The organism is Pseudomonas parakoreensis, assembly GCF_021602155.1.
Taxonomy (GTDB): Bacteria; Pseudomonadota; Gammaproteobacteria; order Pseudomonadales; family Pseudomonadaceae; genus Aquipseudomonas; species Aquipseudomonas parakoreensis.
Window position 1 is genome coordinate 160,007 of record NZ_BQHY01000005.1, and the last position, 26,437, is coordinate 186,443.

14 protein-coding genes and 1 pseudogene are annotated in these 26,437 nt (G+C 60.2%); 7 read left to right on the forward strand and 8 right to left on the reverse strand.

The window, feature by feature from the left end:
• Nucleotides 1–113: 113 nt before the first annotated feature.
• Nucleotides 114–1,565, reverse strand: coding sequence for a pyruvate kinase (gene pyk / locus L6D63_RS09325; protein ID WP_041068487.1), 1,452 nt, complete (start codon nucleotides 1,563–1,565; stop codon nucleotides 114–116).
• A 172-nt stretch (nucleotides 1,566–1,737) separates the two neighbouring features.
• On the opposite strand from pyk, the gene L6D63_RS09330 reads away from it, so the two are divergent.
• Entirely contained in the window at nucleotides 1,738–2,124 is a 387-nt protein-coding gene (locus tag L6D63_RS09330; RefSeq protein WP_047296095.1) for a tetratricopeptide repeat protein, read from the forward strand.
• A 229-nt stretch (nucleotides 2,125–2,353) separates the two neighbouring features.
• On the forward strand, nucleotides 2,354–2,713 hold the full coding sequence (locus tag L6D63_RS09335) for a PilZ domain-containing protein (RefSeq protein ID WP_095668448.1): 360 nt from the start codon (nucleotides 2,354–2,356) through the stop codon (nucleotides 2,711–2,713).
• Between the two features lie 147 nt (nucleotides 2,714–2,860).
• Here the strand turns inward: L6D63_RS09335 and L6D63_RS09340 are convergent.
• Nucleotides 2,861–3,007, reverse strand: a pseudogene (locus tag L6D63_RS09340) (DUF6124 family protein); the annotation flags it as partial.
• 432 nt (nucleotides 3,008–3,439) lie between these two features.
• Here L6D63_RS09340 and L6D63_RS09345 point away from each other — a divergent pair.
• The 5 genes from L6D63_RS09345 (at nucleotide 3,440) to L6D63_RS09365 (ending at nucleotide 19,436) form a co-directional block, all read left to right on the forward strand.
• Nucleotides 3,440–4,051, forward strand: coding sequence for a hypothetical protein (locus L6D63_RS09345; protein ID WP_131671138.1), 612 nt, complete (start codon nucleotides 3,440–3,442; stop codon nucleotides 4,049–4,051).
• A gap of 78 nt (nucleotides 4,052–4,129) precedes the next feature.
• Nucleotides 4,130–7,411, forward strand: coding sequence for a hypothetical protein (locus tag L6D63_RS09350; RefSeq protein WP_131671139.1), 3,282 nt, complete (start codon nucleotides 4,130–4,132; stop codon nucleotides 7,409–7,411).
• Nucleotides 7,408–11,031 carry a Tc toxin subunit A gene (locus tag L6D63_RS09355; RefSeq protein WP_131671140.1) on the forward strand — a complete coding sequence of 1,208 codons (3,624 nt, stop codon included), beginning with the start codon at nucleotides 7,408–7,410 and terminating at the stop codon, nucleotides 11,029–11,031. The genes L6D63_RS09350 and L6D63_RS09355 overlap by 4 nt, the downstream gene beginning before the upstream one ends.
• 46 nt (nucleotides 11,032–11,077) lie before the next feature.
• Complete coding sequence (locus L6D63_RS09360; RefSeq protein WP_131671141.1) at nucleotides 11,078–15,133, forward strand: Tc toxin subunit A-related protein; 4,056 nt, start codon at nucleotides 11,078–11,080, stop codon at nucleotides 15,131–15,133.
• Complete coding sequence (locus L6D63_RS09365; protein ID WP_131671142.1) at nucleotides 15,126–19,436, forward strand: Ig-like domain-containing protein; 4,311 nt, start codon at nucleotides 15,126–15,128, stop codon at nucleotides 19,434–19,436. The genes L6D63_RS09360 and L6D63_RS09365 overlap by 8 nt, the downstream gene beginning before the upstream one ends.
• 17 nt (nucleotides 19,437–19,453) lie before the next feature.
• Here the strand turns inward: L6D63_RS09365 and L6D63_RS09370 are convergent, their stop codons facing one another.
• From L6D63_RS09370 to L6D63_RS09395, 6 genes are all read right to left on the reverse strand, one after another.
• Nucleotides 19,454–20,785 carry a DUF58 domain-containing protein gene (locus tag L6D63_RS09370; RefSeq protein WP_131671143.1) on the reverse strand — a complete coding sequence of 444 codons (1,332 nt, stop codon included), beginning with the start codon at nucleotides 20,783–20,785 and terminating at the stop codon, nucleotides 19,454–19,456.
• A gap of 115 nt (nucleotides 20,786–20,900) precedes the next feature.
• On the reverse strand, nucleotides 20,901–21,902 hold the full coding sequence (locus L6D63_RS09375) for an AAA family ATPase (protein WP_095668456.1): 1,002 nt from the start codon (nucleotides 21,900–21,902) through the stop codon (nucleotides 20,901–20,903).
• Entirely contained in the window at nucleotides 21,899–23,062 is a 1,164-nt protein-coding gene (locus L6D63_RS09380; RefSeq protein WP_131671144.1) for a DUF4350 domain-containing protein, read from the reverse strand. Before L6D63_RS09380 ends, L6D63_RS09375 begins: the two co-directional genes overlap by 4 nt.
• Complete coding sequence (locus L6D63_RS09385; protein ID WP_131671145.1) at nucleotides 23,059–24,603, reverse strand: DUF4129 domain-containing protein; 1,545 nt, start codon at nucleotides 24,601–24,603, stop codon at nucleotides 23,059–23,061. The genes L6D63_RS09380 and L6D63_RS09385 overlap by 4 nt, the downstream gene beginning before the upstream one ends.
• The gene (locus tag L6D63_RS09390; protein ID WP_131671146.1) at nucleotides 24,590–25,567 is read right to left on the reverse strand and encodes a stage II sporulation protein M; all 978 of its coding nucleotides are present in this window, start codon (nucleotides 25,565–25,567) and stop codon (nucleotides 24,590–24,592) included. Before L6D63_RS09390 ends, L6D63_RS09385 begins: the two co-directional genes overlap by 14 nt.
• The gene (locus tag L6D63_RS09395) at nucleotides 25,564–26,289 is read right to left on the reverse strand and encodes an RDD family protein (RefSeq protein ID WP_047296080.1); all 726 of its coding nucleotides are present in this window, start codon (nucleotides 26,287–26,289) and stop codon (nucleotides 25,564–25,566) included. Before L6D63_RS09395 ends, L6D63_RS09390 begins: the two co-directional genes overlap by 4 nt.
• Nucleotides 26,290–26,437: the final 148 nt, after the last annotated feature.

Below are 26,437 nucleotides of genomic sequence, written 5' to 3' on the forward strand. Positions count from 1 at the left end.
TGTGGGAGCTGGCTTGCCAGCGATGAGGCCGGAGCCGATACAAAATCTGTTGGAGCAGAATGCAAAAAGCCCCGGCACTCACATGCCGGGGCTTTTGGTTTTCAGCGAATCACTCAGACCTGTGGATCGCCAACGTGCAGGATCTTCATGCCGTTGGTGCCGCCGGTGGTGTGGTAGCTGTCGCCCTTGGTCAGGATGACCCAGTCGCCTTTTTCCACGACGCCGCGCTTGACCAGCTCGTCGATGGCTTTCTGGCTGACTTCGTTCGGGGCCAGCGAAGCCGGATCGAACGGAACGGTGTACACGCCACGGAACATCGCCGCGCGGGCCTGGGCTTCGCGGTGCGGGGTGAAGCAGTAGATCGGCACCGACGAACGGATACGCGACATGATCAGCGGGGTGTAGCCGCTCTCGGTCAGCGCGATGATCGCCTTGACGCCCGGGAAGTGGTTGGCGGTGTACATGGTCGCCAGCGCAATGCTCTCGTCGCAGCGCTCGAATTCCTTGCCGATGCGGTGGCTGGACGTCTTGCTGGTCGGGTGCTTTTCAGCGCCGACGCAGATGCGCGCCATGGCCTGCACGGCTTCCAGCGGATAAGCGCCGGCAGCGGATTCGGCAGACAGCATCACGGCGTCGGTGTAGTCGAGCACGGCGTTGGCCACGTCGGACACTTCGGCGCGGGTCGGCATCGGGTTCTGGATCATCGACTCCATCATCTGGGTCGCCACGATCACCGCTTTGTTGTGGCGGCGTGCATGCAGAATGATCTTCTTCTGAATGCCCACCAGCTCGGCGTCGCCGATTTCCACACCGAGGTCGCCACGGGCAACCATGACCGCGTCGGAGGCCTTGATCAGACCGTCGAGGGTTTCGTCATCGGCCACGGCTTCGGCGCGCTCGATCTTCGCCACCAGCCAGGCAGTGCCGCCAGCTTCATCGCGCAGTTGACGGGCGTAGTTCATGTCCGCCGCATCACGCGGGAAAGACACGGCGAGGTAGTCGACTTCCATTTCGGCGGCGAGCTTGATGTCGGCCTTGTCTTTTTCAGTCAGGGCCGGAGCAGTCAGGCCGCCGCCGCGACGGTTGATGCCTTTGTGGTCGGACAGCGGGCCGCCGATGGTCACGATGCAGTGCAGTTCGGTGGCGGTGGCGGTTTCAACGCGCATCACCACGCGGCCGTCGTCGAGCAGCAGCTCGTCGCCCACGCCGCAGTCCTTGACCAGATCCGGGTAGTCGATGCCGACCACTTGCTGGTTGCCTTCGGTCAACGGATGGCTGGTGGAGAAGGTGAACTTGTCACCGATCTTCAGCTCGATGCGCTTGTTGGCGAATTTGGCGATACGGATTTTCGGGCCTTGCAGGTCGCCCAGCAGGGCGACGAAGCGACCGTGCTTGGCCGCGAGGTCACGCACCAGCTTCGCACGAGCCTTGTGCTCGTCGGGGGTGCCGTGGGAGAAGTTCAGACGGGCGACGTCCAGACCAGCCAGAATCAGCTGTTCGAGAACTTCCGGCGAGTTACTGGCCGGGCCAAGGGTAGCGACGATTTTGGTACGACGGACGGACATGCAAAGACTCCTCAGGTTCAAGCGCTCGCAGAGGCTACTACGCTCTTTGGGTGTAGTCATTGTTCGTTTGCACTACTTATTGTTTTCTTTATTGAACGCGACAATCGGAACAAAGGACTCTGAAGATTTCTCGCCCGAGGTCGATAATGATCATAAGACAGGAGAATACCCCATGCGATTCGTGCCCATTGCCGCCCTTGCCCTCAGCGTCCTCGCCGTCACGGGCTGCACCCGTTGGTCGATGAACCATCATCTGAACAACGCCTACAGCGCCTATGACCGGGGCAATTGCGAGCAGGTGATGCTCGAACTGTCCAAGGTCGAACGCGCCAGCCGTGCCCGCCCGTATGTGTGGCCGGAAGTGTCGATGATGCGCGGTCAGTGCCTGGAACGGCAAAAAATGTACATCGACGCGGCGCAGACCTATCAGTTCATCATCGCCTCGTACCCCAACAGCGAATACGCCTTCCGCGCTCGCGCGCGCCTGGAAACCCTGCAGAGCCTGGGTCATTACCCGACGCGTAGCGCAGCGGCCGTGCCAGGTCCGCAACGCTTCTGATGCCGGGTGTCATACAAACGCTGGCCGACTGTACAAGCTGAGCTATAGTCCATTGATCCGGTTCGGCGCCTGGCGCTCGAACCGAGGCAACACCTGCGACTGGTAGAGGTTGAGGTGATGGCGTATTGGCGACCGTCACACCGGGAGCGGGGAGAGCGTGTCTGCGAGACGGGCCCGTTCCGAAGCAAAGGTGCGGCTCTGTAGTGGAGCCTTGCATGGCGTACTGCGCATGTTTACTGACCGCCGAATCGAACGGCATCAACTGCCGTACTTCCTCCGGGTGTACAACAGCGTCACCGACAAACCCATCGGTTTTCTGGGCAATGTGTCTGAAGACGGGCTGATGCTCATCAGCCAGTTGCCGATGATGATTGGTGCCGAGTTCCACCTGCGCCTGAGAATCCCCGCCAGCGATGGTTGCCAGCAGGTGATCGACTTCAACGCGTGCTGCCTGTGGTGCCAGGAAGACGCCACACCGCTGCATTACGACGCCGGCTTCAGCCTGCAACGCCCGCCTCCGGAATACGGGCAATTGGTCGAGGCGCTGCGCCAGTACTTCAGCTTCCAGCCATTGCCGGCTTCGGCCTGACTTCGGCGGCGCTCGCCTAATTGCCATCGCGGGCAAGCCCGCTCCCACAGTGTCCGGGGTTGATCAAGGAATGTGTGCACACAACAAATCCCTGTGGAAGCGGGCTTGCCTGCGAAGGCGTCAGCCCCGACAACGTCTATCTACGGGCTAACCCACAGCAATCGCCCGCTCACTGTCCAGCGTCTTCTCCGCCAGCAACAACCCCATCTCGTTCAACTGATAAATCGCCATCGCCAGATGCCGTGGTTTGTCTTCCAGGCTGTCCGCCAGATCCAGCAGCAGAATGCTCACCGACTAAACGAGAGGGTGGCGGCTGGACGCAGGTTAGTCGACCGGGAGGACTACGAAAAAACCGGCGCGCCCGAGGGCGCCCTGCGCACAGCCACCATTGAGTGCGGGGATAGGGAATACCCGACTTGATGACGCTTATGCACCTTTCGCAGTACCTCCCGGGCGACTAAACCCGACCACTGATTGGCAGCGGTACGGATCACGTTACGGGGCATCGGCAAGGCGCACAAGCCGGCGGATTCTGGCGGATCTGTAGGCAAAGGCGCAAGGCGTTGTAGTTTGCTGCGCGTGTCGAAGTAGGACGGGGAATCGTTAGCTGTTCTAGTGTCTATAAAATATTTTTTTAGACGTATTTGATCTTTTTAACTGTCAGTTCTGACAGTAGGCGGGTGAGCAGCGGGGAAGTAAATTAAAACTTCACTTGAGGAGAATGTTATGAAGGACGCGAAAATTGATTTGAGTGAAGTTGAGCGTTGGGCGAAGTTCCAAGCTGAAAGGTCAGGAACTATTTATCATGGGCGAGGTGAATTTTTTGATGCTGATGTTACTTATTCTGATGGCTGGGATAACGCAGTAACCAGAGTGGCTTATCTTAATCACAGGATTCCAGAGTTGCATGCCTGGTTGTATTATCAATATAAAAAATCTGCCGACGGAAGAGCGGTTGATGTCAGGACTAATATGTACAAAATGACTACGCGTCCAATAGATAAGCCGTGGTACAGAGGGAATTTGAATCTTGAATTTCATAATTTCAGTGTAATGCGAACTATACCTTCCCCCGATGCAATGTGGCAGGAAGTACAGCCTTCAGAATTTATTGCCTATGTACGATACGGATCAATTCCGGTTCAATCCGCTAATATACAATTCCGTATCGCATGCAACTTTGATGGTACTCATAATGATGGGTGGGAGCATTCTTCATGGGAAGTATTTCCAATAAATGCTGTTCAGGGTGATGAGGTAGTTGATGAGAGGCTCGGCAATCCGCGAATCGTTGTCGAGCGATTTTTTGAAGAGCGAAAGAATAAACAGGGTGAATGAGTGAATGGATTTTAATAGTTCCCCAATGAACTATATACAGATGTTCAATTCTTGGGGGTGGAACCGGAGGGAGTGTTCATGGTTCAGGAATATGATGGCGAAACTGGTCCAGCCAGCGCTGTAATTATCACGCCTGCAAATAATGGAACTATCCCTCCTGTTCCGATTTCCGTCACGGGCACCACAAGCCTTCCGATGAATATAGTATTGCACTTGTACCGGGGGCAAGAATCGGTTCAGATAAGTAGCGGAATAATCAACGGGAATACATGGTCCCGCATCCTGAATGCTCATCCCCCTGGTAGTTATCACCTGGAAGCGATTCAGGCTTCGACATCAAGAGTGTCGTTCACTATCGAAGTTACTACACCAATTATTAATGAGCCTTCCGGTGACGTAACGTCACCCCAATTCACAGTGCAGGGTAGTGGTGGTTTATTTAATGATGGTGTAATCACTCTCTATAATGCTGCGGATGATGCCTCGCTGGGTAACGCCACTATTCGGGTCGGTGGCAGTTGGACGGCTAATATCAGTCTGCCTGTTGAAACACAGCCACTGACTTATTATGCCATTCAGAAAGTCGGCACATACTCATCCTCTAGATCCAATTTGATGACTGTGGTTTTGAAAGTGGCTCCGGTCATCGATTCCCCGTCACCAGGAGCAGTGGTACGCGCCAGTGCTCAACTATTGATTACCGGACGGGGTACGCCGGGAAAAACAATTGACGTGATGAAACCCGGCGGTGTTTTACATGCAACGGCACTTGTTAAATCCAACCGCACATGGGAGGCCCCGTTCAACCAGGATAATTATCCTAACGGTGGTCTGGTCGAAATGCAGGCTGGTCACCGCGGGCTGAATGACTGGACTGCAACGCAATATTTCACCTTGCTTCTGCGGCCGACAATCACGACGCCATCCGAATCAGCAGTGACCGATCCGAGAGGTCCGATAGCGGGGGGGAGGGCTGTTTCAGGTGCCGTTGTCGAAGTCCTAAAGGATTTGGAACATTCATTCAAGATTGGCCAGGGCACAGCAGAAAGCAACGGACAATGGCAGGTCACTGCGTTCACTCAAGACATGCCGCCGGGCAGCTTTACGATTGTTGCGCGGCAGACGCTGTCAGGCGTCACTTCCGATGTAAGTTCGCCGCGCTCGTTCAAAATCCGCCCCCCTGCACTGACCTCCGTCAGCGTCACCTATCCAACCCTCACCACCATCGAGTTTTCCGGCGCAGGTTTTACCGGCGCCACGGTTGAGATCACCATCGTCAACGGCCCGGAAGAGGCGACACCGCCACCTGTCGTAGTCGTGACCGCAGGCAGTTGGAGAACGACCTCACAGAAATGGCCCTTCGGCGTTTACAATTTGAAGGTCGTGCAGAAAGTTTCCGATAACGCCGGAGGCTGGATTCCCTCCCACGAGTACCTGTTCAGGACTTCATCAGAGTTGCCGGCGCCCACGGAGGTGACTCACACCGTTTCCAATTACACCCCGACCTTCACCGGAAAGGGCTTTATCAACGCTTCGGTCGAGGTTACCGACAAGGCCGATGGCAGTGCGGTTGCTCCGGCAACCACCGTCACGGCGCAAGGCTGGTTGACCCGGGCTACTCAGGCTTGGGCGCCCGGTTCGACGCGCACGGTGAAAGTCGTGCAAAAACTGGGTGATGCGGTGTCGCCTGCGGTGGAGCGGATCATCAATATCGACCGTTTTCCGGCGCCGACTGAGCTGGCTTGTACGGTGGTCGATTACACGCCGGTCCTGACTGGCAAGGGGGTCAGTGGCGCGACGGTGCACGTGACGGACAAGGTAACCGGCGCGCCGATTGCACCGCCTGCACCGGTCACGGCGCAGGGTTGGTCGGCCCGGGCCTATGCAGGCTGGGAGCCGAACATCACCAAAGTTGTGTTGTTGGTGCAGAAGGACGGTGCGCTCGTTTCCGACCCGGTGGAAATGACAATCACCGTGCCGCTACTGGCCCCCGTCATCACTGATGTCGAGGACGATGGACTGTCACCGAAAATCTCCGGCACCTGCTGGCCCGGCGCGACGCTGAGCCTGAAATACAGCGACAGCGCGAACGAGCACCGGCCGGTCGGCACCAGCGGCACATGGACCTTCAAGCGCGACGCCGGCTTCGCTCCGGACAGGGAGCACAGGGTGACCGTGATCCAGAGCGTTGCCGGGCGCCCATCGCCGCCCGCTTCGCAAGCGTTTTCAGTCAGCCCGGAGCAGTTGGTGATCACCGAGCCGACTGAAAACACAGACACCCACTACGACATGACCGTGCGCGGAGTCAACGGCTACAACGGTGCGACGTTGCAACTGCGGGATGCGCAATTCGGACGGAACCTGGGTGAACCGAAACGGCTGACCAATCATAACTCTTGGTTCGTCGAACTGAAAAAACTCGAGTTTCGCAAATACCAGATCGAAGCCGTGCAAACCATTGCTGGCAGACCTTCTTTGCCCAGTGCCGTGCGCAGCTATTTTGTCGTGCTGGTGCCGCCGGTCATCAGGGTGCCGGCGCCGAATCAATCGCTGGCCCGGACCTCGACGCTTTCGGGCACCGCCGAACCCTTTGGTCAAGTGACGATCTGGCGTGAAAATCCCAGTGAAATCCTGCTCGATAAAGTCCCGGTCAACTTTGTGGGCGAATGGCGTGCCGAGGTAACGTTGCCGGTCGGCAACTACACCGTAAAGGGCCGGCAATTCTTCGAGACCCACGCGTCCAGGGAAAGTCCTCCGCGCACTTACAAAGTGGTGCCTGCCGCCCCGGTGATCGAAAGCCCCGGACGCGGCGTGCACATCGGTCGTCAGGTCGTGGTGTCCGGCTTTGGCTATCCGGGCGACACCGTGCTTGTGACGTTGACAGGCAGCAGGGGCACGACGCGCGCAAGCGCCCCGGTGCTTGAGGACCGTACCTGGTCACTGACGCTGGAAACAGGGCAGTCCGTCGGCCCTGCGAATCTGGTGGCGGTGGCTTCGCGTGATGATTTCGACTCTGCCGCCTCGGCTGCACTTCCAGTGGTACTGGGCACCTATTTGCCAGCTATCGATGAGCCGGCACCGGGATTCCGGGTAGAAAATCCGCTGCGTTTCGTCGGCAAGGGACGCACGGGTGTCGGGCGCGTGGTGCCCTGGTTCAACCCTGACACCGTGCTGAGCGCAGGCATTGCCGTCACTGCTCAAGGCTGGAGCGGCGAGGCAACGCAGCCCCTGCTGCCAGGCGGCCAGTGGTGTCGATTCCAGCAGACCATCACTGACGCTGCGGATGGCTCGACCGTATCCGACTGGGTTGAAAGCGAGCGTTTCGAGATCACGTCGATTGCTCCGGGAGCCCGACCATGACCGAGCCTTTGATCCGCCCGGTGCAGCAGTGGCTGAGACAGGTATTCAGTGACGAACAGCGCGAAACCTACGCCGATTTTTGTGATCACCTGGAAAACGGTGGTTCGGTTTTTCCGCTGGTCGAACAAGGCGTTCAGGGGCTGGTCAGGCATTACCGGTTGAGCCCCGACGATGCGCAGACCTTTTTACGCAGGGCCAACAGCCTGGCGGTGTTTGTCCGGCGCCAGTTCATTGAACATTCGTTGAGCGGTTCGAACGCCCGGGTCACCCGCCCCGGGAGCGGTCTGTTGTCGAGGGTCGATGGGCCAAGCTACGAGCAGCTGTTCTCGCCAGATTTCGATGCCATGTGCCCGCCGCAGGCACTGGAGTCAATCGTCTCCCCGGTGGCCTACCTGATTGAGCTGTTGCGCTGGATCGAAGAGAAAATACTCCCCATGGGCAGCGCCGATAAGCTCGATTTGCATGAGCGTCGGCAGGATCTGAAGAGGCTGCGGGTTGACTTCAATGCCGTGCATCAGGCGGTGTCGGCGCTGGACATCATCGTCCCGGTACTCGAAACGTTCATCGAGGAAAACGATAACGCCACTGACCTCGAAGAGGCGTTGATCCAGACCCGTTATCCCAACGGTCTGCCGTACTACCAGCACTGGGTCACGCTTGATTTTGTCGCCCGGGAACATGGCTTGTCGGTGGGCAATATCGTCCAGATGGTGGATTTGGCCTATCCCTACTTCCTGCAGCCCGAGGCGTGGGACAACGATGCCGGTCGCGCCTTTACCCATGCGTCGCGGTTGGGGCCCTACCAGCGTGAACTGTTGACGGAGGCGCCCACTGACGAGGCAAACAAACTCGAATATTACCAACGCAACTTTGGTACGACCGTAGAAGATTGGCAGGACCTCAATCAGGTGAAGTTCTTTGGCCAGCAAACAGGGCTGGACACCCGTGATATCGAGTCGTTGCTGTCGATTCGCGAATTCGCCCCGACGCGTTCGGCCAACGTCACTGTGTATGAAAGTGAGCAACCGGGCGCTGACGAGAGCCAGCGATCCGGCTCGGTGTACCTCAATGCCGCGACCAGCCCGGCACTCGGCATTGTTTACAGTGAAGACAGCACAACTTTTCTGCATCGTTTTACACAAGACCCGGCCACCATTGACCGCTACGAACGAATGAATCGCAAGTTGCGTCTGGATCGATGGCTGGAACTGCCCAGCGAGCAGGTGGACGCGTTGTTGACGGCGGCGATCAGGGCAGAGACACGTCAGGCGCAACGGGCAGCCCCGTGGTGGATTTCCACCCATCAGGTGCAGGCCCTCGGCTTGTTTCAGTCGCTGCGTGAACGCTATGGCTGTTCGGCAGAGGACTTCGCGGTATTTCTCGATGAAATCCCGATTTACGGCCGTGCCGATGCCCTGTCACTGTTCGATCGTACCTTCAACAGCCAAGGCAATTATCGTCAGCCCCTGGTGCTGGACGGCGAAGCATTTGCGACGCTGCCGGCACAGTCCGGGGCGGAGCTGACGATCAGCCAGTTGTGCAGCGGATTGGCTATCGATCTGCAGACATATGCCTACCTTGCGGTCGCGATCGAACGGGCACACGGGTTCAACGGCACGCTCAGGCGCACCCCGGCAGTCATTTCGAGTTTCTACCGATTGGTGAAGTTGCCACGGTTATTGGGCATTACCCCGGTCGAAGGGGTGTTGATGCTGACCCTGCTGGGTGGCGAGCGCTGGGTCGACGGGCTGGCAGGTGTACCGCGCCTGTACACACGACTCGAAAGCCAAACCCCACCGGACGTGCTCAATCTGATTGATGCCCTGCACGCCTGTGTATCCTGGTGCAGGGATCGCGAAATCCCTGTGCTGTGGACGTTGAACCACGTGGCACCGCTGCAGGCGCTGGCGGTAGCCACGCAGGCTGAGCGTCGGTTGTTTGAGCAGATTCTCAACCTGCTGCCGGCGACGCTGTTCAACAATGCCGGGTTGTCGATGGCTGGCGTGCCCTCGCTGGAAGGGCTGGACTGGCTGCATTTGCTGACCGAGCTGGTCGACGACAGGGGGTTGATCATCGATCTGCAATTACCCGAGGCCCAATACCTGAGCCTGGCCAGGGAAATCTTCGACCAGGCCATCAGGGAAGGGCTGGGCGAGAGCGAAGACGCCGTTCGGAGCGTTCTTGTCGAGCGCATGCTCGGCGTGCTGTTGCAGGCGCGGGAAGCGCAGGTCTCGGTCGTCAGGGAGTGTCTGGTGGCGTACACCGGCCTTGATATCGAACGCGGATTGCTGATGCTGACCTGGGCACAGTCCACCGTTTATCAATTGCTGTCTCAGGTCAGCGCGCGTGCCGATCGTGATGCGGCTGATGCGCTCAGGCGCGCTGCACGTGCTTCTGAACAACCCGACCCGCTGCTGAGCTTGTTGGCTGACGTGCGACGTCGCAGCGCCGTGACGAACCAGCTGGATCTGTCTGCGGTGTTGCTCGAAGACTTTCTGCAGTACGGCCATAAGGCCTGGATGGCTCAGAACGATCGACATCTGCTGTCTATCCGTACCCTGTATTACCTGAGCACACTGGGTCGGGCCTTCGAGCTGAGCGCGCAACCGGCCGGCAAACTGCTCGATTACCTGCGTCAGGTCAATGCATTGCCCAGCCCTCTGACAGGCGACGCGTTGCGCCTGGCACAGGAAGCGGCCGCGTTGCGACTGGCGGCGTTTTTCGACTGGAGCGTGCAGGAGGTGCGTGAGTGTGTCAGCCGTATCGACCCGACGTTGAACATTCTCAAGACACTGCCCCAGCTCGATTTGCTGATGCGCATCCGCGTCTTGGCCCGGGACAGCGGCATGGACGCCCTGACGATTTTCCTCGTGGGCAGTCTGCCGGAAGACGTCAACAAGGATGCGTACCGGTTCGCCGCCGAGCGTGCGCTGCTCAGCCTTTCAGACAGCCGCGAGTCGGTGGTGACCTTCGCCGATGAGGTGACGCAACCGCTGGTCACCATGACTTGTGTGGTGGACAAGACTGAGGCGGTGGCCGGCAAGGACGACGAGAAAGTGATGTTTACCGTGACGCTGCGCGATGCCGACAAGCGGCCACTGAGTGGCGTCAATGTGTACTGGCAAGTGAGCCTCGGCACGATTGTGCCCAAGGCCACTGAAGTCGATGGAACGGTAACGGTCGAGTATCTGCCGGGCAAGGTCATGGGGCAGGAAACGCCGCTGTTCTGGCTTGACCTGATCGACGCGCAACAGGCCCCGACCATCAACATCGCCGATGACCCCGATACGCTTTTCTTCCCGGCACCATTAACGTCTCTGGTGCCGTTGGAGCCGGTTCCTGCGGGGCAGGAAATCGCGTTGTACGCCACGCTGCGCGACAACTATCGAAACCCCGGACGCAATCGTCTGGTGCGCTGGTTTGCCAGACCGGCCAGCGGCAGCAGCGGCACGGCGGTGATCCGTCCCGAACAGAATTATGCCGATGCCGAGGGGGTTACACGGGTGTACGTGTCGAGTCCGTCCGGTGGCACGTTCATTTTCAGCGTGCGCTGCGAAGCCAATAACCACCAAATAGATTTTGACCCGGTCACTTTCACCGAAGCCCCGATTCTCCAATGACAGCGTTGGTTGACGCAGCGTTAACCCCACGACTCAGGACAAGACCATGACCCAGCGCAAATTGTCTCCCTTGTTGGAAAAACGCCGCGCAGCATTGGTCGAGTACTGCATCGGTCAGGCTGCCAGAGAAAATTACTCTTTCGTGAAAACGCCGCAGGATCTGTTCGAGTTATTGCGCATGGATCCGCTGGACAACTACCCGGTGCAAAGTTCGTGGGTCGCCGAGGCGACCAGTTGCGCGCAGCAATTCATCCATGCGGCCTATCGCAAGCTTGAGCCGGGTTACAAAGACACGGTTTTCCCGACAGAACACTTGAAACTCTGGGAGCTGTACAGCAATTACCCCGACTGGGCGGCGCTGACGTTGATCGCATACTATCCGGAAAACTTCATCAATCCCTTTGTGCGGCAACGCAAGACCCGTCTGTTCAAGGCACTGGAAAATGACTTGAACCAAACGCGTCTGACCGACGATTCGGTGCGGCGTGCGTTGCAGGAATACCTCAAGGCATTCGAACAGACCTGCAATCTGGACGTCATCAGCGCCTGCCTGGAGGGCGATTCGGCAAGCCGTGCAACTTACTATTTCGTCGGTCGTCAGCGGGTGCAGCCGTTGCAGTATTACTGGCGCAAGGCCGACATCGACCTCACCACTGCCGGCAATCCGGTCAACCCGGCGACATGGAATGAATGGCAACCCGTCGACATTCCGGTGGGCGGCCGGGTTCTGGATATACGGCCGCTGGTCTGGGCGGGACGCTTGTGTCTGGTGTGGGCCGAATGGTCTGATCAGGTAGGCGAAAAAGGGGTGAACGGCTATGTGCCCCCCAAGCTGGATATCAACCTGGCGTTCATGAGCCAGAACGCGGAATGGTCCGCACCACTGAGCCTGTACAGCGCTGATCAGGGCAGCGATACCAGCGCGGATGCCCGGTTGCTGGCGATGACGTTGGCCGATGACCTGATTCACCCCAAGGGACGGCTGGGTGTATTGCTCACCAGCCCGGCGGGTCTGGAAGTACGCGCCACCCGCGATGTGCTCTTTCGTCCGCTGGCCGAAGACAACGGCACTTGGCTCGATCATCTGGCCAATGAACGCTTCACCGATATTCTGACCTTGCAGCATTCGCTGACGCCGAAGAATCAGCCAGTGGTCGCGATCAAGAGTGAGACCTCGGGACCGCTGACGGGTTATTACGGGCTGCAGGCGGTGTTTTCGGAGAAGGGTACAGAGGATTTTCTCTGGGTCAGGGGGCTGTGTCGGGCGACGGGCGGAAACACCGGCGAGCGCGCCGAGTTCGAGTTGGCACTGAGCAATGGTGCAGAAGGCGACCCTGTACCTGTCAAGGCATCAGAATCGGTTGCAGGGGGGTGGGCCACCCAATGGATGGAACTCAAGCGCTTGAAAGGAGGATTCACCGGGCTGGTCGAGTTCTCCTTGAGCAACGCCGAACAAGGCAGCAGGCAATTTACAGTCTCGCTGACCAAAATCACCCGTTTCGTGCCGCCGACGCTGGAAAAAAATACGCTGGATGCCGCGCAGTTCATCGGCTTCAGGCAGCCTGGTGTGTTGTCCCGCACGCGCTTGAATTCGCTGTTCGGCCCGGAGCTGGTGCAGCGCAGCAATGTCTCCGTGGATGCCGTACTGGACTGGGACACCCAGTTCCTGACCGAACCACCTCCAGCTGCGGGACCGATCGATGAGCCGAACGGGGCGTTCGACGGGGCCAATGGTCTGTATTTCTGGGAGCTGTTTTTTCATCTGCCGCATCTGGTGGCGACCCGTTTGCGGGCTGAGGATCGCTATCTGGAAGCGCAGAACTGGCTGCATTATGTGTTCGATCCGCAAGCCGTTGAAACGTCGGTGGAGCCGAAGAAACCTCGTTTTTGGCGCTGCCGTCCTCTGTACAGCGAGGGAAAAGTCGGGCACGAAGCACAGATGCCCACCGATCCTGATGCGATCGCCTATGCCGCGCCACAGCACTATCAGATTCTGTTGTTCACCGAGTACGTGAGAAACCTGGTCGCTTGGGGCGACTGGTACTACCGTCAGCTCACCCGCGATGCGCTGGTGGCGGCAAAACTGTGTTACGTACAAGCCGAGTTTCTGATGGGCAAGCCACCCTCTGTTCGCGCGGTGACTCGTTGGCAAGCGCAGACGGTAGACGACTTGTTGAGACAGAGCACGAACCGCCCCGCGCTCGAACAGTTCGAGCAGGAACTGCAGTTTTCTCCGGCAGACATTCCCCCGGCTGCCGAAGCGTCACCGTTGATGGGCCTGCTGGCGAACGAGCCGTTCAAACTGCCGATCAACGAACAGTTGCTTGATCTGTTCGACTGGCCGGGCCAGCGTCTGAACAACTTGCGCAACAACCTGACCCTGGATGGCAAACCACTGGACGTTGCGCTGTTCAGCCCGCCCACCGATCCTAAGCAATTGTTGCGCGATCTGGCCGCTGGCGGCGTTGGCCTGCCGCGACCGATGGGCGGACGTCTGGTGGTGGGCGCCTTCCGCTGGCGGGTCACCTATGAGGCGGCATTGCGCGCCGTGCAGACCTTGCAGGAGTACGGCAGCCAGGTTTTGCGCCTGCTGGAACAGCGCGATCGGGCCGAGCAGGAAGAACTGCAGCAAGAGCATCTCAAGGAACTGGGCGATTACACCCGCGCGGTTCAAGAACAATCCATTGCTCAGCTTGAAGCGGGGCTCACGGCCCTGAGCGAGAGTCAGACCATGGCCAGGCAGCGGGCCGAACGATACGACGCCTGGTACGACGAACACATCAGCGATGCCGAATACCAGGTCATGGAAAAGCTGCAGGCCGTCAAATGGATGAATGCAGGGACGCACGCGATCAAGACCGGAGGCGCAGTCGTGGGGGCCCTGCCGAATATTTTCGGCGTGGCCAACGGTGGTCATCGTCCAGAAAAAATCGCCGATGCCGTGGTCTATGGTCTGGAGCTCGGCGCGATGATTGTGCAGGTCGACGCAGATAAACAAGCCCTCACCGAAAGCTACCGCCTGCGCCGCAGGGAGTGGGAATTGCAACGCGATCAGGCATTGGCCGAAGTCGCGGCGCTGGCCGGGCAGATCACCGCGCAAACATTCGCCGTGGAAGCGGCCAGGAAGAGTCTGGAGCAAACCCTGCGGGCCAACGGTCAGGCGCTGACGCTCTACAACTACCTGAAAAAACGTGCGACCAACGCCGAATTGTTCGGTTGGCTCCTGGGCCAGCTCAAGGCCTTGCACTATCAGGCTTACGATGCGGTGGTCAGTCTGTGCCTGAGTGCCCGTGCGTCGTTGAGTGCTGAAACCGGCAATTACGACACCGTTGAGGCGTTACCACAGGTCTGGCTGGACAATCGTCACGGATTGACCGCCGGTGAGCACTTGCGCGAATACCTGCTGCGCATGGACCGCCTGTACCTGCAAAGCCATGAACGCCGTCTGGAGCGGGTCAAGACCGTTTCGTTGCGACGCTTGTTCGATGACCGGAAAGATCCGCAGCCGGGATTCTCCGACTGGACCCAGGCACTGAAAGAGCTGACCGACAAGGGCACGCTGGAATTTCAGCTGACGCAGCTGTCATTCGATCGCGATCACCCCGGCGAGTATTGCCGGCTGATCAACCTGGTCGAGGTCCATACGCCCGGACTGCTCGGCTCTTATCAGGACCTACAGGCGACGCTGCTGCAGATCGGCAGCATGATCGCTACCCAGGCTACGGCGCAGTCCGTCGAGTACCTGCATCGTCCCGCGGGCAAGATGGCGCCGGACGAGGTGCTGTTCAATCTGCGCAGTGGTCAGCAGATCGGTTTATCGGCAGGGATCGCCGACACAGGCATGAACGCCTCTAAACCGGATGAGGGCTTGCTCAACCCGTTCGAGAACACCGGCGCGGTTTCGCGCTGGCAGTTGCACTTTCCCTGGCCCACATGCGAGCGGCAAGCGTCGATGCTCAACTCGCTTACCGACATCATTGTGCGCGTGCGGTACACGGCCAAGGCCGGTGAGCCGACGTTTACCCTCGCCGTCAAAGACCTGGTCACCCGGGCGCTGACGTCCCGCTCACGTAATAACCAAGGAGCAGACCAACATGTTTGAACCCGTGATTCAGGCCAATGACAGTCTGGTGCTCAATGGGGATTTCCGTGAGGGTCTGGAGTTCTGGAACAAGGGCAACAATGGACGTGAGATCTCAGTCATAGGCGAAGTGTATGAAGATGTGCAGATTAAAGTGCTTGCTGCGGGAAACCTTGCCTCTGTCCATCAAACGTTCACTTTACCTTTGCAACCAAGTGACAGTGCCCGGTATGTGCTGAGTTTCATGTATGAAACGCGGCACACCGAACCGGGAAACATACTCATCACGGCTGAAGATGGCACCCCGTTGAGAGAAATACCGTTGCCGCCGGGCAGCGCTCGCGACGCTGCAGAGGAGCAGGTCCGGATTGCCAATGGGCAGCCGCTGGATTTCAAACCGACGTTCTGCAGCACTTCGCTGGAATTTCCGGGGCAGCGCGAGGACAAGATTCGCCTCACAATCGTCGCTCCGGAAAATGCTGATCCCGAGGACTATCACCTGCGGGTTTTGATCACCCGCATTCGCCTGGAATTGCACCTGGCGCTGCCGCAGGTGCGCACGGTGAAGGTAGACGCAGAGCATTTGTTACCTGACGAGCCGGTTCACTTGTGTCTGGGCGCGATGGGGGACTTGCAGCACCGGCTTGAGTTCATACTCGCCCCCGACAGTCCCTGGTTGCACACCAGCGCTGCGTTGGTGAGCGATGACAATCCACAAGGCGCCATTATTGCGACCCCTGCCTGGGGCGTGGATCAACCACTGGATTCAGCGTGGCTCCTTCAATGTCCATTGATCGGTGATCAGGAACCTTACTTGTTCACGCTGCAACTGGTGAACCAGTTCACCGCCGAGCCTTACTCGATGCAGGTCTCGCTGGGGCATCACCGGCTGATGTTCGATGAGGTGCTGGAGGCTGCGTATTTCCCGGTGCTGGAGTTGGGGCAATCAGTGCGTCTGGGGGTGCGCGTAGCGTCCTGGTACACCGGTCAGTTTCTGGCTGGACGCACGGTGACCTGGGCCACAGAAGAGCAGGGTGTGCTGAGTACGACCCCCACTGACCCGGAAGGCTGGGCGTATGTCGATTATCTGCCCGTTGCGGCAGGCGACATTGCCATTCTGGCCTCGGTGGCGAGCCCTTACTACGCCAGCGGTGTCGAAACCACGAAGCTCGACGTTCGAGTGCTGGCGACCGATCCATGGAAGGACGTACTGGCCGTGGTAGAAGACGTTACCTCGCCTTGGGCGCAAAAGACCGGTTATCCCAATCGGGGTTCGACTTATCAGCTGAGTGTGCGGCTGCCTGAGGCGTTACTTGGCACTGAGCTGGCCATGCACTGGGAAGGCGATAGCGCGGCACAGTTGGGTGTGGAGGTACGTCCCGAGCTGGAAGAATGGGTGCCCTCCAGCGCCGCCGACCTGAGCTGGGAACTGGACTGCCGGGACGAGCTTGACGGGCGTTTTCAGTTGCAGCTTTCGTGCTCGAAGTTATTGCTGCGTTCGGACAGAAAACCGATGTCACTGGCACGCAATCTGGTGCGCATTGGTGACGTTCAGGAGGCCAACAAGTTTCCCGTGGTGGACGAAGGCGAAAGTGTTCTGTTGCGGATACAGGTGGTGCATGTGGTCACCAGTGGCGACGGCGATCCGGTCAACAATGCACGGGTGGACTGGCAGACGCCCGAAGGCACGATTGTCACCCGATCGGGGATCGGCGGCTGGGCCAGTGTGCTGTATCAACCAGGCCACGCCGGTGAACGGGTGGTGACCGCTCGCGTGCTGGCCCACGATGAAGCGGTGCCGATAGAGCGACCGTTTGCAGTGACGGCGCTGGCCAGCAGTCCGTGGAAGGATCAGGTCAGGATTGCGTTCGACGATGTAGCAGTCGATCTGGCCGAGTTGGGGTTGCTGTGCTGGCGCGGAGCCCCCCACACACTGAAAGTCGAACCCACGGCCGGCAGTGTGCTGCTTGACCAGATGGTGACGCTGCAATGGCGAGGGGCGCCGCCGGGAATCGGGTTGACCGTCACGTCTATCGGCGAGCCGCGCAAGCTTGAGGCAAAAGGGCTGGAGTGGACGTTCAGCTCGCAGGTCGCCTCGAGTACCAGCAGTCTGTTCAGCCTGACCTTGAGCAGTCCGGTACTGGCCGCGCCCCGGGAGTTGTTCGGTCGGCTGATCTCTACAGCGCTTGTGGATGAGCTGACGGTGATGCTGGATCAGGTGACTGCGACCATCGCCAGTCAGAGAATGTTTCCCTGCATCGGGGCCACGCACACTTTGCGTTACCTGCCCAATGCCTTGAGCCCTCTGGTGGGATTGCAGGCCATATTGATATGGCAGGGAACGCCGGCCGATGAGCTGGGTGCGAAGATCGAGCCGGCGCCCGATATTGCCCGACCACTTGCTGACGGCGGTCTCGAATGGACACTGGACCTAAGTTTGAGCAAAGCGACTGGCAACTTCACGCTTGAGCTTTATCTACCTGCGTTGAGTCGGCCCATGAGCGCGACTCCGATGCAGCTCGGCCATAACAAGTTGCGAATCGAAGACTGGCATGAGTCCGCAGTCGACGCTGTTGTTGGCAAGGACAAAGCCTGGAGCTGGATCCGGGTGGTCTCGGCTTTCACCCGCCAGGCAGTCGCGCAGGTGGCGGTGCAGTGGAAGAGCGCAATCGGCTCCGACACCGTCGCCAGCGATGACCTCGGCTGGTCGGGGTTTGGCCTGCTGCCGGGCACGGCGGGTCAGCAGGAGGTGGTGGCCCATGTGCACAGCCTGTTCGATGGCTATGAGGAGCAGCGTGCCCTGTCTTTTACGGCACTTGCCCGTGACCCTTGGGAAGATGTGCGGGTGCGGTTCGATGGACATGATGAACATTCATGGGGCAAACACACGTACTTTCCACGACGCAGTGGCTCACATGCCATCGAGGTACTGTTCCCGGAGGGCAGCCCGTTGCTCGAGCAGAAACTGACCCTGGGTTTGACCGGCACCGGCCCAGTGGAACTGGGGCTGAGTTTCGAACCCGCGCTCGGCGCGCCACGCCAGCCTTCAGCCTTCGGTTTTCTGCGCTATTCCTTGCGCTGTGCCGACTTGAAGAACGGTGGCTTCGCCTTGCGTCTCGGGGCTGAGCGTCTGGCCAGCCTGTCGCCGGCCAACGCGATGTCGCTGGGGGAGGGCGAGCAAGTGTGGAAACTGCTCACCAGTACCAGCGTTCAGCAAGTGCTGGAATGGGAGCAGGAACTGGTCGAGCAGGTGAAAGTGGTGTCGTCCGTTTCCGGTCAAGGTATCGCCGGCGTATTGGTGACCTGGCGCAATGAGGATTTGGGGACGACCACCCGTCTGACCGACTTTTACGGTGTTGCCACTGTGCGCTTCAAACCGCAGACGCCGGGGCCGGCGGTAGTGACGGCGACGGTGGGAGAGACGGCGCATGCGGAGTCGGTCGAGCTGCGGTATACGCTTGAAGAACCGCGCGTCATCAGCGAATTGTACGAACCGGAAGACTCTCGTTTGCCACCCAATGAGGACCGCGCGCAAGCCATTGCCAGAGTGGTGTCGGCACGCACCGGTTTGCCGCTGGCGGGGGTGCAGGTGCGCTGGGATTTTGCCGGCAGTGCCTTGACGCCGTCGGTGACGGATGAGGAGGGGCTTGCGCGTTTGACCTTTAATTATCCGGCTGAACAGGATGACGTATTGTCTGCCACGGTCAGTGGTGGAGTAGGCGGTTGGGATATGGCGCAGTTGGTGTATGGCGGGCTGGTGCCGGTGATTGAGTCGTTGACCAGTTTGTACACTGACATCAACTTGGGGCAGTCAGTCAGCGCGGTTGTGCGTGTAGTTTCCCGGAATGATGGCAAGCCGCTAGAAGGGATTAAAGTCCGGTGGCGGATCCCCGGCCTGGACCTGCTTGTCACCACTACAGATATGGATGGCAAGTCGACACTGCAACTGAGCCCGATCGAGTTGGGGCCGAACACGCTCGAAGCGAGTGTCGGTCTTGGAAGTTCCAAAACATGGACTTTTTACGTATTCGATCCTGCACAAATTCCCATGTTTGAGCGCATCACTAATCTTTCACCGCGAAATGTTGTCGGCAGCGAGGCGCATGTCGAAGTCAGAATCATTGACCAGCAGACAGGGCTGCCTGTAGCCAACAGAAATATTGCGTGGTTCTATTCGAATTTGTCGCTGGCCTCGATGAGGTCCGACGCTGACGGGATCGCGTACGTCAAGTTCACCTTCCCGCGAGCAGGTCGGGAAAAGCTGAGCGCCCAAACCTTTTTGGCCTACGAGGAGTTGTTTATTACCGTAACTGAGAACTTGTGAGGGAACGGCAGCCGGGCTCAGAGCGTTCCGGCCTTCTTCCAGTTGAGGTACTCAGTCACTAATGCGGCGCTCAACTCTCCGGGCTGTACATCGAGCACCTGAACTGCCTGCGCATTCAGCCGCTCATGCAACTCTGCCCGCGCATTGAGGTAGTCCACCGTGCCGCAATAGGCCAGTGCTTCGGGCAGCGTTTGTACCGGGGCATTGCGCACGCGATCGAGGGTTTCCTCGCGCAGGCTGACCACCAGCACTTGATGCTGCTGGCTCAGACGTTTGACGCTGGCGAGCAGGTCTTCGGTGTCCTCGTCGCGCAGGTTGGTCAGCAGCACGATCAGCGCCCGGCGCTTCTGCCGCGCCAACAGCTGATTGATCGCGGTTGAATAGTCGGCAGGACGCTGACTGCTGTCCAGATCATAGACGGCGTTGAGCAGGACCTTGAGCTGACTGGAACCCTTGATCGGCGCGAGAAAACGCGGTTGCGCGACGGCGAATGTGCTCAGCCCCACGGCATCACCCTGACGCAGGGCCACGTGGCTCAGCAGCAGACACGCATTCAGGGCATGGTCGAAATGCGACAGCTCGCCATCCTGGCTGCGCATTTGCCGGCCGCAATCGAGCATGAACATGATTTGCTGGTCGCGTTCATCCTCGTACTCGCGGGCAATCGGCGTGCGCTGACGGGCGGTGGCTTTCCAGTCGATTTGGCGCAGGCTGTCGCCCTCGCGAAATTCGCGCAACTGATGAAATTCCTGACCCTGTCCGCGACGCTGGCGCTGGCGCACACCGAGTTGGCTGAGCCAGTTGTCCACCGCCAGCAACTGCCCACCGTAGAGTTTTGCGAAGTCCGGATAGACTCGGATCTCACCGCTCACGTCGAGCAGGCGTTTGCCTGTCCACAGACCGAACGGGCTGGGCAGATTGATTTCGCAATGCTCGAAGCTGAAGTGCCCACGTTTGAGCGGGCGCAGGCGATAGCCGACCTCGCTGTATTGCCCGGGTTGCAGTTCGACCACCTGCGGCAGGTTTTCGAAACTCAGCCCCTGTGGCACATGGTCGAAAATCTCCACCGCGACCGGCCCGTTGAAGTCATGGCTGAGCTGCAGCCGTACCTCACTCCAGCGTCCGAGCGCCAGACTGCCGGGCGTCTGGCGCTGTAGGCGCGGCGACGGCAGGTGGCTGAGGCGCAGCGCATCAATGATCGCCAGTACCAGCAGCGCCAGGAGCAAGCCCCAGTTGATCGCCGACAGCGTGGCGGGCACGTCGATGTCGAGGGCTTGTAGCGTGCCCTTGAGGATACCGATGAGGCACAGCGCGGCGAGCCAGATCAATAACAGACGTGAGGGTTTCATGGTGCTGCACCGGTTTGTCTGCTGAAAAGATCGCAGCCTGCGGCAGTTCCTGCATAGAGCGCGATCCCCTGTTGGAGCTGCCGAAGGCTGCGATCTTTCGATCTTTTCTGGATCCTCACAGACGCGGCGCCGGCACTTGGTCGAGCAACTGCTGCAGTACCTGATCGACCTGCAGACCTTCGATGTCCAGCTCCGGCGCTACTCGCACCCGATGGCGCAGCACCGAGAGCGCGCAGCCCTTGATGTCATCGGGAAGCACAAACTCGCCGCCACGCAGTAGCGCACGGGCGCGGGCGCATCGCACCAGCGCAATCGAGGCTCGCGGGCCGGCGCCGAGGGTCAGGCCGGGCCAGGAGCGGGTGCTGCGTGCCAGTCGTACCGCGTAATCCAGCACTTGGTCGTCAATCGGCAGGTCGCTGGCGATGCGTTGCAAGGCCTGCACGTCCTTGGCCTGCAGGACCGTGCGCAGCGGCTGTACATCAAGCATGTCGGCGCGGGTCGAGCGGCTGACCTGACGCACCATGTTCAACTCCTGCTCGGCCTCCGGGTAATCCATGCGCACCTTGAGCATGAAACGGTCGAGCTCGGCTTCCGGCAGTGGATAAGTGCCTTCCTGCTCGATCGGATTTTGCGTGGCGAGCACCATGAACGGCTGGGCGATCGGCAGCGCCCGGCCTTCGAGGGTGACCTGGCGTTCCTGCATGGCTTCGAGCAAGGCGGCTTGAGTCTTGGCCGGGGCGCGGTTGATCTCGTCGGCCAGCAGCAGGTGGGTGAACAGCGGCCCTTTGCGCAACTTGAATTGTTCGCTTTGCAGGTCGTAGACCGCGTGGCCGGTGACATCGCTGGGCATCAGGTCCGGGGTGAACTGGATGCGTGCGAACTCGCCGCCGAAGCATTTCGCCAGGGCGCGAACCAGCAGCGTCTTGCCAAGTCCGGGGACGCCTTCGAGCAGCACATGGCCGCCAGCGATCAACGCGGTCAGCACGTCGTCGATCACGCTGTTCTGGCCGATCAAGGCCTTCTGCAATTCGCCGCGCACCGCTTGCGCCAACTGGCTGGCACGCTGGCGTTGCTGGGCGGCGTGGGTGGCGCTGCCGGGCTCGATCTGTTCACTCATAGCGTGTTCCTCAAGGTTTGCAGGTGGGCCACCTGGCGACTGAAATCAGCGCTGCTCATGCGCTGTTTTGGCAGCGGGCTCAGGGCCTGGCTGATGGCGCGGGTCGGCTGTCGGGTCAGGCGCGACAGCACCAGCCATTGCTCAGCCACGTTCAACTGGTCGAAGCCGGGATAGCGGCGGCGAGCGCGGCGCAGCACGTCCTGTTGCAGGGCTTGCAACAGCGTGTGCTGACCGTTGTGGCGCAGGATGAAGTCGGCACTGGCGCGCAAGTGTTCCTGCAGCTGGCGACGGCCACTCGGGGCAGGTGCCTGCAGTGGCCCATGGCGCACAGCAACATGCCACAGGCCCAGACCGATCAGCGCCAGCAGGGCGACGATGGCGTGCGGGAAGTAACGCCAGAGCAAGGTCAGCAGACCATCGTGCGCCGTGCTGTAAATCAGCGTGACGTCAGTGTCGGCGCTCAGGTACCAGAGCAGCCAGGCGTTGTCGTACTTGGCGATGGCCGGGGTTTTCCACAGCTCGGCATCGGTGACCACCGTGATCGAGCCGACGCCGTAGGGCAATTGCATCATGTGCGTGGCCCTGGCGCTGTTGGCCCAGGCCTGGGCGAGATTCTTCGGGTCGTCCAGATGGAACGCGGTGTCGAAACCGGCGTAGGCCGGCGCGTCCTCGTCTTCGAGGTAGAGTTTGGTCAGGCTCGGGTACGGGTCATCGGCCAGGTCCGCCGGCGGCTCCTTGAGATCCTTGCTCAGCGACTGGTGCAACTGCACCCGGTCCAGCAACAGGTCATCGCTCTGTTTGGCCTGCTTGTCCCACAACGCTTCGGCCACGAACACGATTCGCCCGCCGGCGCGAGCCCAGTTCAACACTTGATCAACCTGCCGTGGTGTCATCCGCGAACGCTCGCCAAACAACAGCAGGGTGTGCCGGCGCGGATCAATATCGGGCAGCACCGCCAGCGTTTCGGCATGGCTGACGTTGAGGCCGTGCTCGCGCAAAAACATTTCTGCCGCCAGATAAGGATTGGCTTGCGCCTGGGGCGACGGGCCGTGATCGATCACTTCCTGATAGGGCCGGGCCCTGACGTACAGATAAACGCTCAACGCGGCGAGCAGGGCGACGATCAGCCCGCCGAGCAACCACGCGCTGCGCCGGCTCAAGCGTGCGCTCCATGGTCGAACAAGGCGCGCCAACCGTCACACAGTTCCCGTTGCAGATGGGCCGCCGGCATGCGGTGCCCATAGGCCATGTTCTGCCAGTGCAGCGTCAGGCTGCGACTGAACGCCAGCAGTTCAGGGTGCTGCAATTGCTCAACCCGCAGCAGTACCTGATGCTCGGTGTCGGCGGGTTTCAAGGTCAGGGCAAAATCGTGCAGCAGACGGCTGAGCAATCCGCGATAGAGCAGGCCCAGCGCGGCGCGCGGCTGGGTTTGCCAGAGTTGTTCGGCGCTGGCGGCGATGTCGTCGGGCAGGGATTGCGGGTTCAGGTCAAGGCCGAATGCTTGTTGTGGAGCAGGTGGCCGGACGCGGGCGGGCGGCTTCGGCCGGCGGCTGACGAAGGTGCGCAGGAATTCGCGGTAGCGCCAGATCAGCCAACCGATAGCCGCGAGCAACGCGCCCCACAGCAGCACCTCGATCAAGACCGCCACAGCATTGAAGCGTTGATCGTCGAGCCAGCCGAGCAGGGTTTTCAGCCATTGTGGGGCCTCGCCGGGTTTGCCCTCCGCCGGGGCTGCCGGGTCGTCACCCAAGCGATAGCGCGTCACGCTTTCCTTGTTCTTGAACGGTGGTTGTTCGAGCAGCGCCTTGATGCTGTCGTGCGAAGCCTGACTGGTCAGCGGTTGATTCAGCAGGCGAGGTGCCTCCGGGGCGTTGGCCGGCGCATTCGCCCACGCCGGCGGCACTGTCGGCAACCATAGACAGACGGCCAACAGCAGGCCCAGAGCGCTGCCGTTCAGGCGTTGGCGCAAACGGCGGAACACCAGTTCGATGTCCCACGCCTCCAGTACAGTGCGTCGGTTCAGATACAGACTGAAACCGCAGGCGACATACATCGGTTCCCAGACCACCAGTACCAGCGCGTAGAAAGCGTTGGTCAGGTGCTCCAGCCAACGCCAGTGGTGATCGCTGTCGAGGATCAGCGATTGCCAGTCCCAGTCGGTTTCGATCTGCTGTGGCAGGAGCATGTAGAACAGCACCATCAGGCCGATCCACAGCGCGGTCTCCAGGTGCATGCCGATGATCGTCAGCCATTGCGCGGCGCCGGCATTGCGTTGCAGCAACACCTGCAAGCGTTGCTGACGCGCCGTGCCGTCGAGGCCTTCGAGTTGCACCACCGGCAGCAGGAAGCTGCGACTCAGGCTCAGGCGGCGCCAGGTCAGGCTGGCCAGCAGTTGTGGTTTCAACAGCTGCGGAAATTCGCGCAGGGCCTGTTTCAGCGTGGGCGTTTCGCCGAACAGGGCCTTGGACAGGATGTACAGCGGCAGGCGCTCGTACGCCGGTTTCAGCCACCAGAAAATCAATACCGCCAGCGACGGCGAATCCCACAGCAACAAGGTCAGCATGGCGAACAACGGCAAGGTGACGATGGCCCAACTGGTCATCAGCAGGCGTCGATGCTGCTGGCTCATGAGCACGCCCAGGTCCATGGCCTCCCAGCTGCTGCGCGGGCGGATCGCCACGGTGGCATCACTCAGGCGCATGGCGTGTCCTTCCGGCGAGCAGCAGATAAGCCGCGACGGCGATCCACAACGCAGCGCCGACCGCGTATTTGATCTGCGGTGTGACCCCGGTCTTCGACGACCAGTACGCTTCGATGAACGCCGCGATCAACAGGAACAGCATGACCCCGCACACCAGCAGCACACTTTTGCGCGCGGCCTCCACCAGCGCCTCGCCGCGCGTCAGGCGCCCGGGCGCAATCACGCTCCAGCCGAGTTTCATCCCCGCCGCCCCCGCCAGGGCAATGGCCGTCAGCTCGAAAGCGCCGTGGCCGATCACGAACGACCAGAACGTCTGGCCAAATCCGATCTCGGTCAGGTGCCCGGCGACCGCACCGATGACCAGCCCGTTGTAGAACAGGAAAAATGCGCTGCCCACGCCCAGCAGCAAACCGCTGGCGAAGGTCTGGAAGGCGATGCCGATGTTGTTCATCACGTAATAACCGAACATCACCCAGTCCTCACTGGCCGCCCGTTCGGCCGAGCGCCCGAGGTGCCCGGCCACCGGGTCGTACATGCTCTGCATCTCGCGCACCTGTTCGGCGGGGATCAGGTTGTAGATCAGTTCGGGAAAGGCGTACACCAGCAAGGCGAAGCCGATCAGGCTGCCGAAAAACACCAGGCCAGCGGCCAGCACGAACGGCCATTCGGCGCGCACCAGCCGGGGGAAGTCAGCGAGGATGAAACCGAGCAGGTTGGCGGCGAAGCGACTGCGGTGCCGATACAGCTGCTGGTGGCCGCGCAACACCAGTTGTTGCAGCGAGTCGATCAGAAAACTGCTGTAGCCGCGTTCCTGCGCCAACGCCAGATGCTGGCAGAGGCGCCGATAAGCCTTGGGGAATCCGGCCACCTGCGAAGTGTCCTTGCCACGTTCGAGGCGTTCCAGAGCCAGCGTGAAACGCTCCCATTCGGCCTTGTGGCGAGCTTCGAAAAGACTTTGCTTCATGTCGGACCCAGCAAGCCGCGTGCGATGCCATTGAGCTCGCTGACCGCTTTGGGCGTCGGGATGTGCAGCGGCTGGGCGAGCAGCGCGGCCAGCTCATTGACCCGCGCCGGCGACAGTTCGGCCTGGCGTTCGGCGAAGGCGAGCAGGGCCCGTTGTTCACTGAGGTTGAGCGGCACGGGCGAGCGGCGCGGCTGGACGTCGGGTAATTGCGGGCGAAGCAGGGCGGGTTCGCTGTAGACCACCAGAGTGCCGGCGGCGATGTCGCCCAGGCGTTTGAAGGTGGGATGTTGCAGGCAACTGATGGCGCCAAAGGCGTAACCGAAGGGCAGCAGATCGACAAAACGCAGCAGGTTGCGCAGCAGCGACGCCGACCAGCCAACCGGTGTGCCGTTGTCGTGGATCACTCGCAGGCCCATCCATTGCTTGCCTGGCGAACGGCCCTGACGCAGCACTTCGAACAGCACCATGTACCACCAGCTGACGGCAAACAGCAGCAACGAACCCAGGCCCATGCCGAGCTGGCCAAGAAACGCCAGCACCAGGAACAATCCGCCGAGGATGGCGCCGCGAATGCCCAGGTCGATGCCGAAGGCGAGGCTGCGCACCATCAGACCGGCCGGGCGCAACGGCAGGTCGATGCCCTCCGGGGTTTCCACTGGATGGCGGGTATCGAGTGGCGGGTTCAGCGGTGCTTTCCGTGGCAGTGCTGTGTTCTCGAGCATGGGCTACCTGATGGGGCCGGATCGGGATACGAGGTTTGTCCGATGCTAGCAGCCTCTTGGGGGAAAACGACATAACTATGTATTGCACCGCGTGTGGCGCAGGCTGGCCGAATGACACGGCGCTGGCCGCAATGGCGGTTGAACGCCT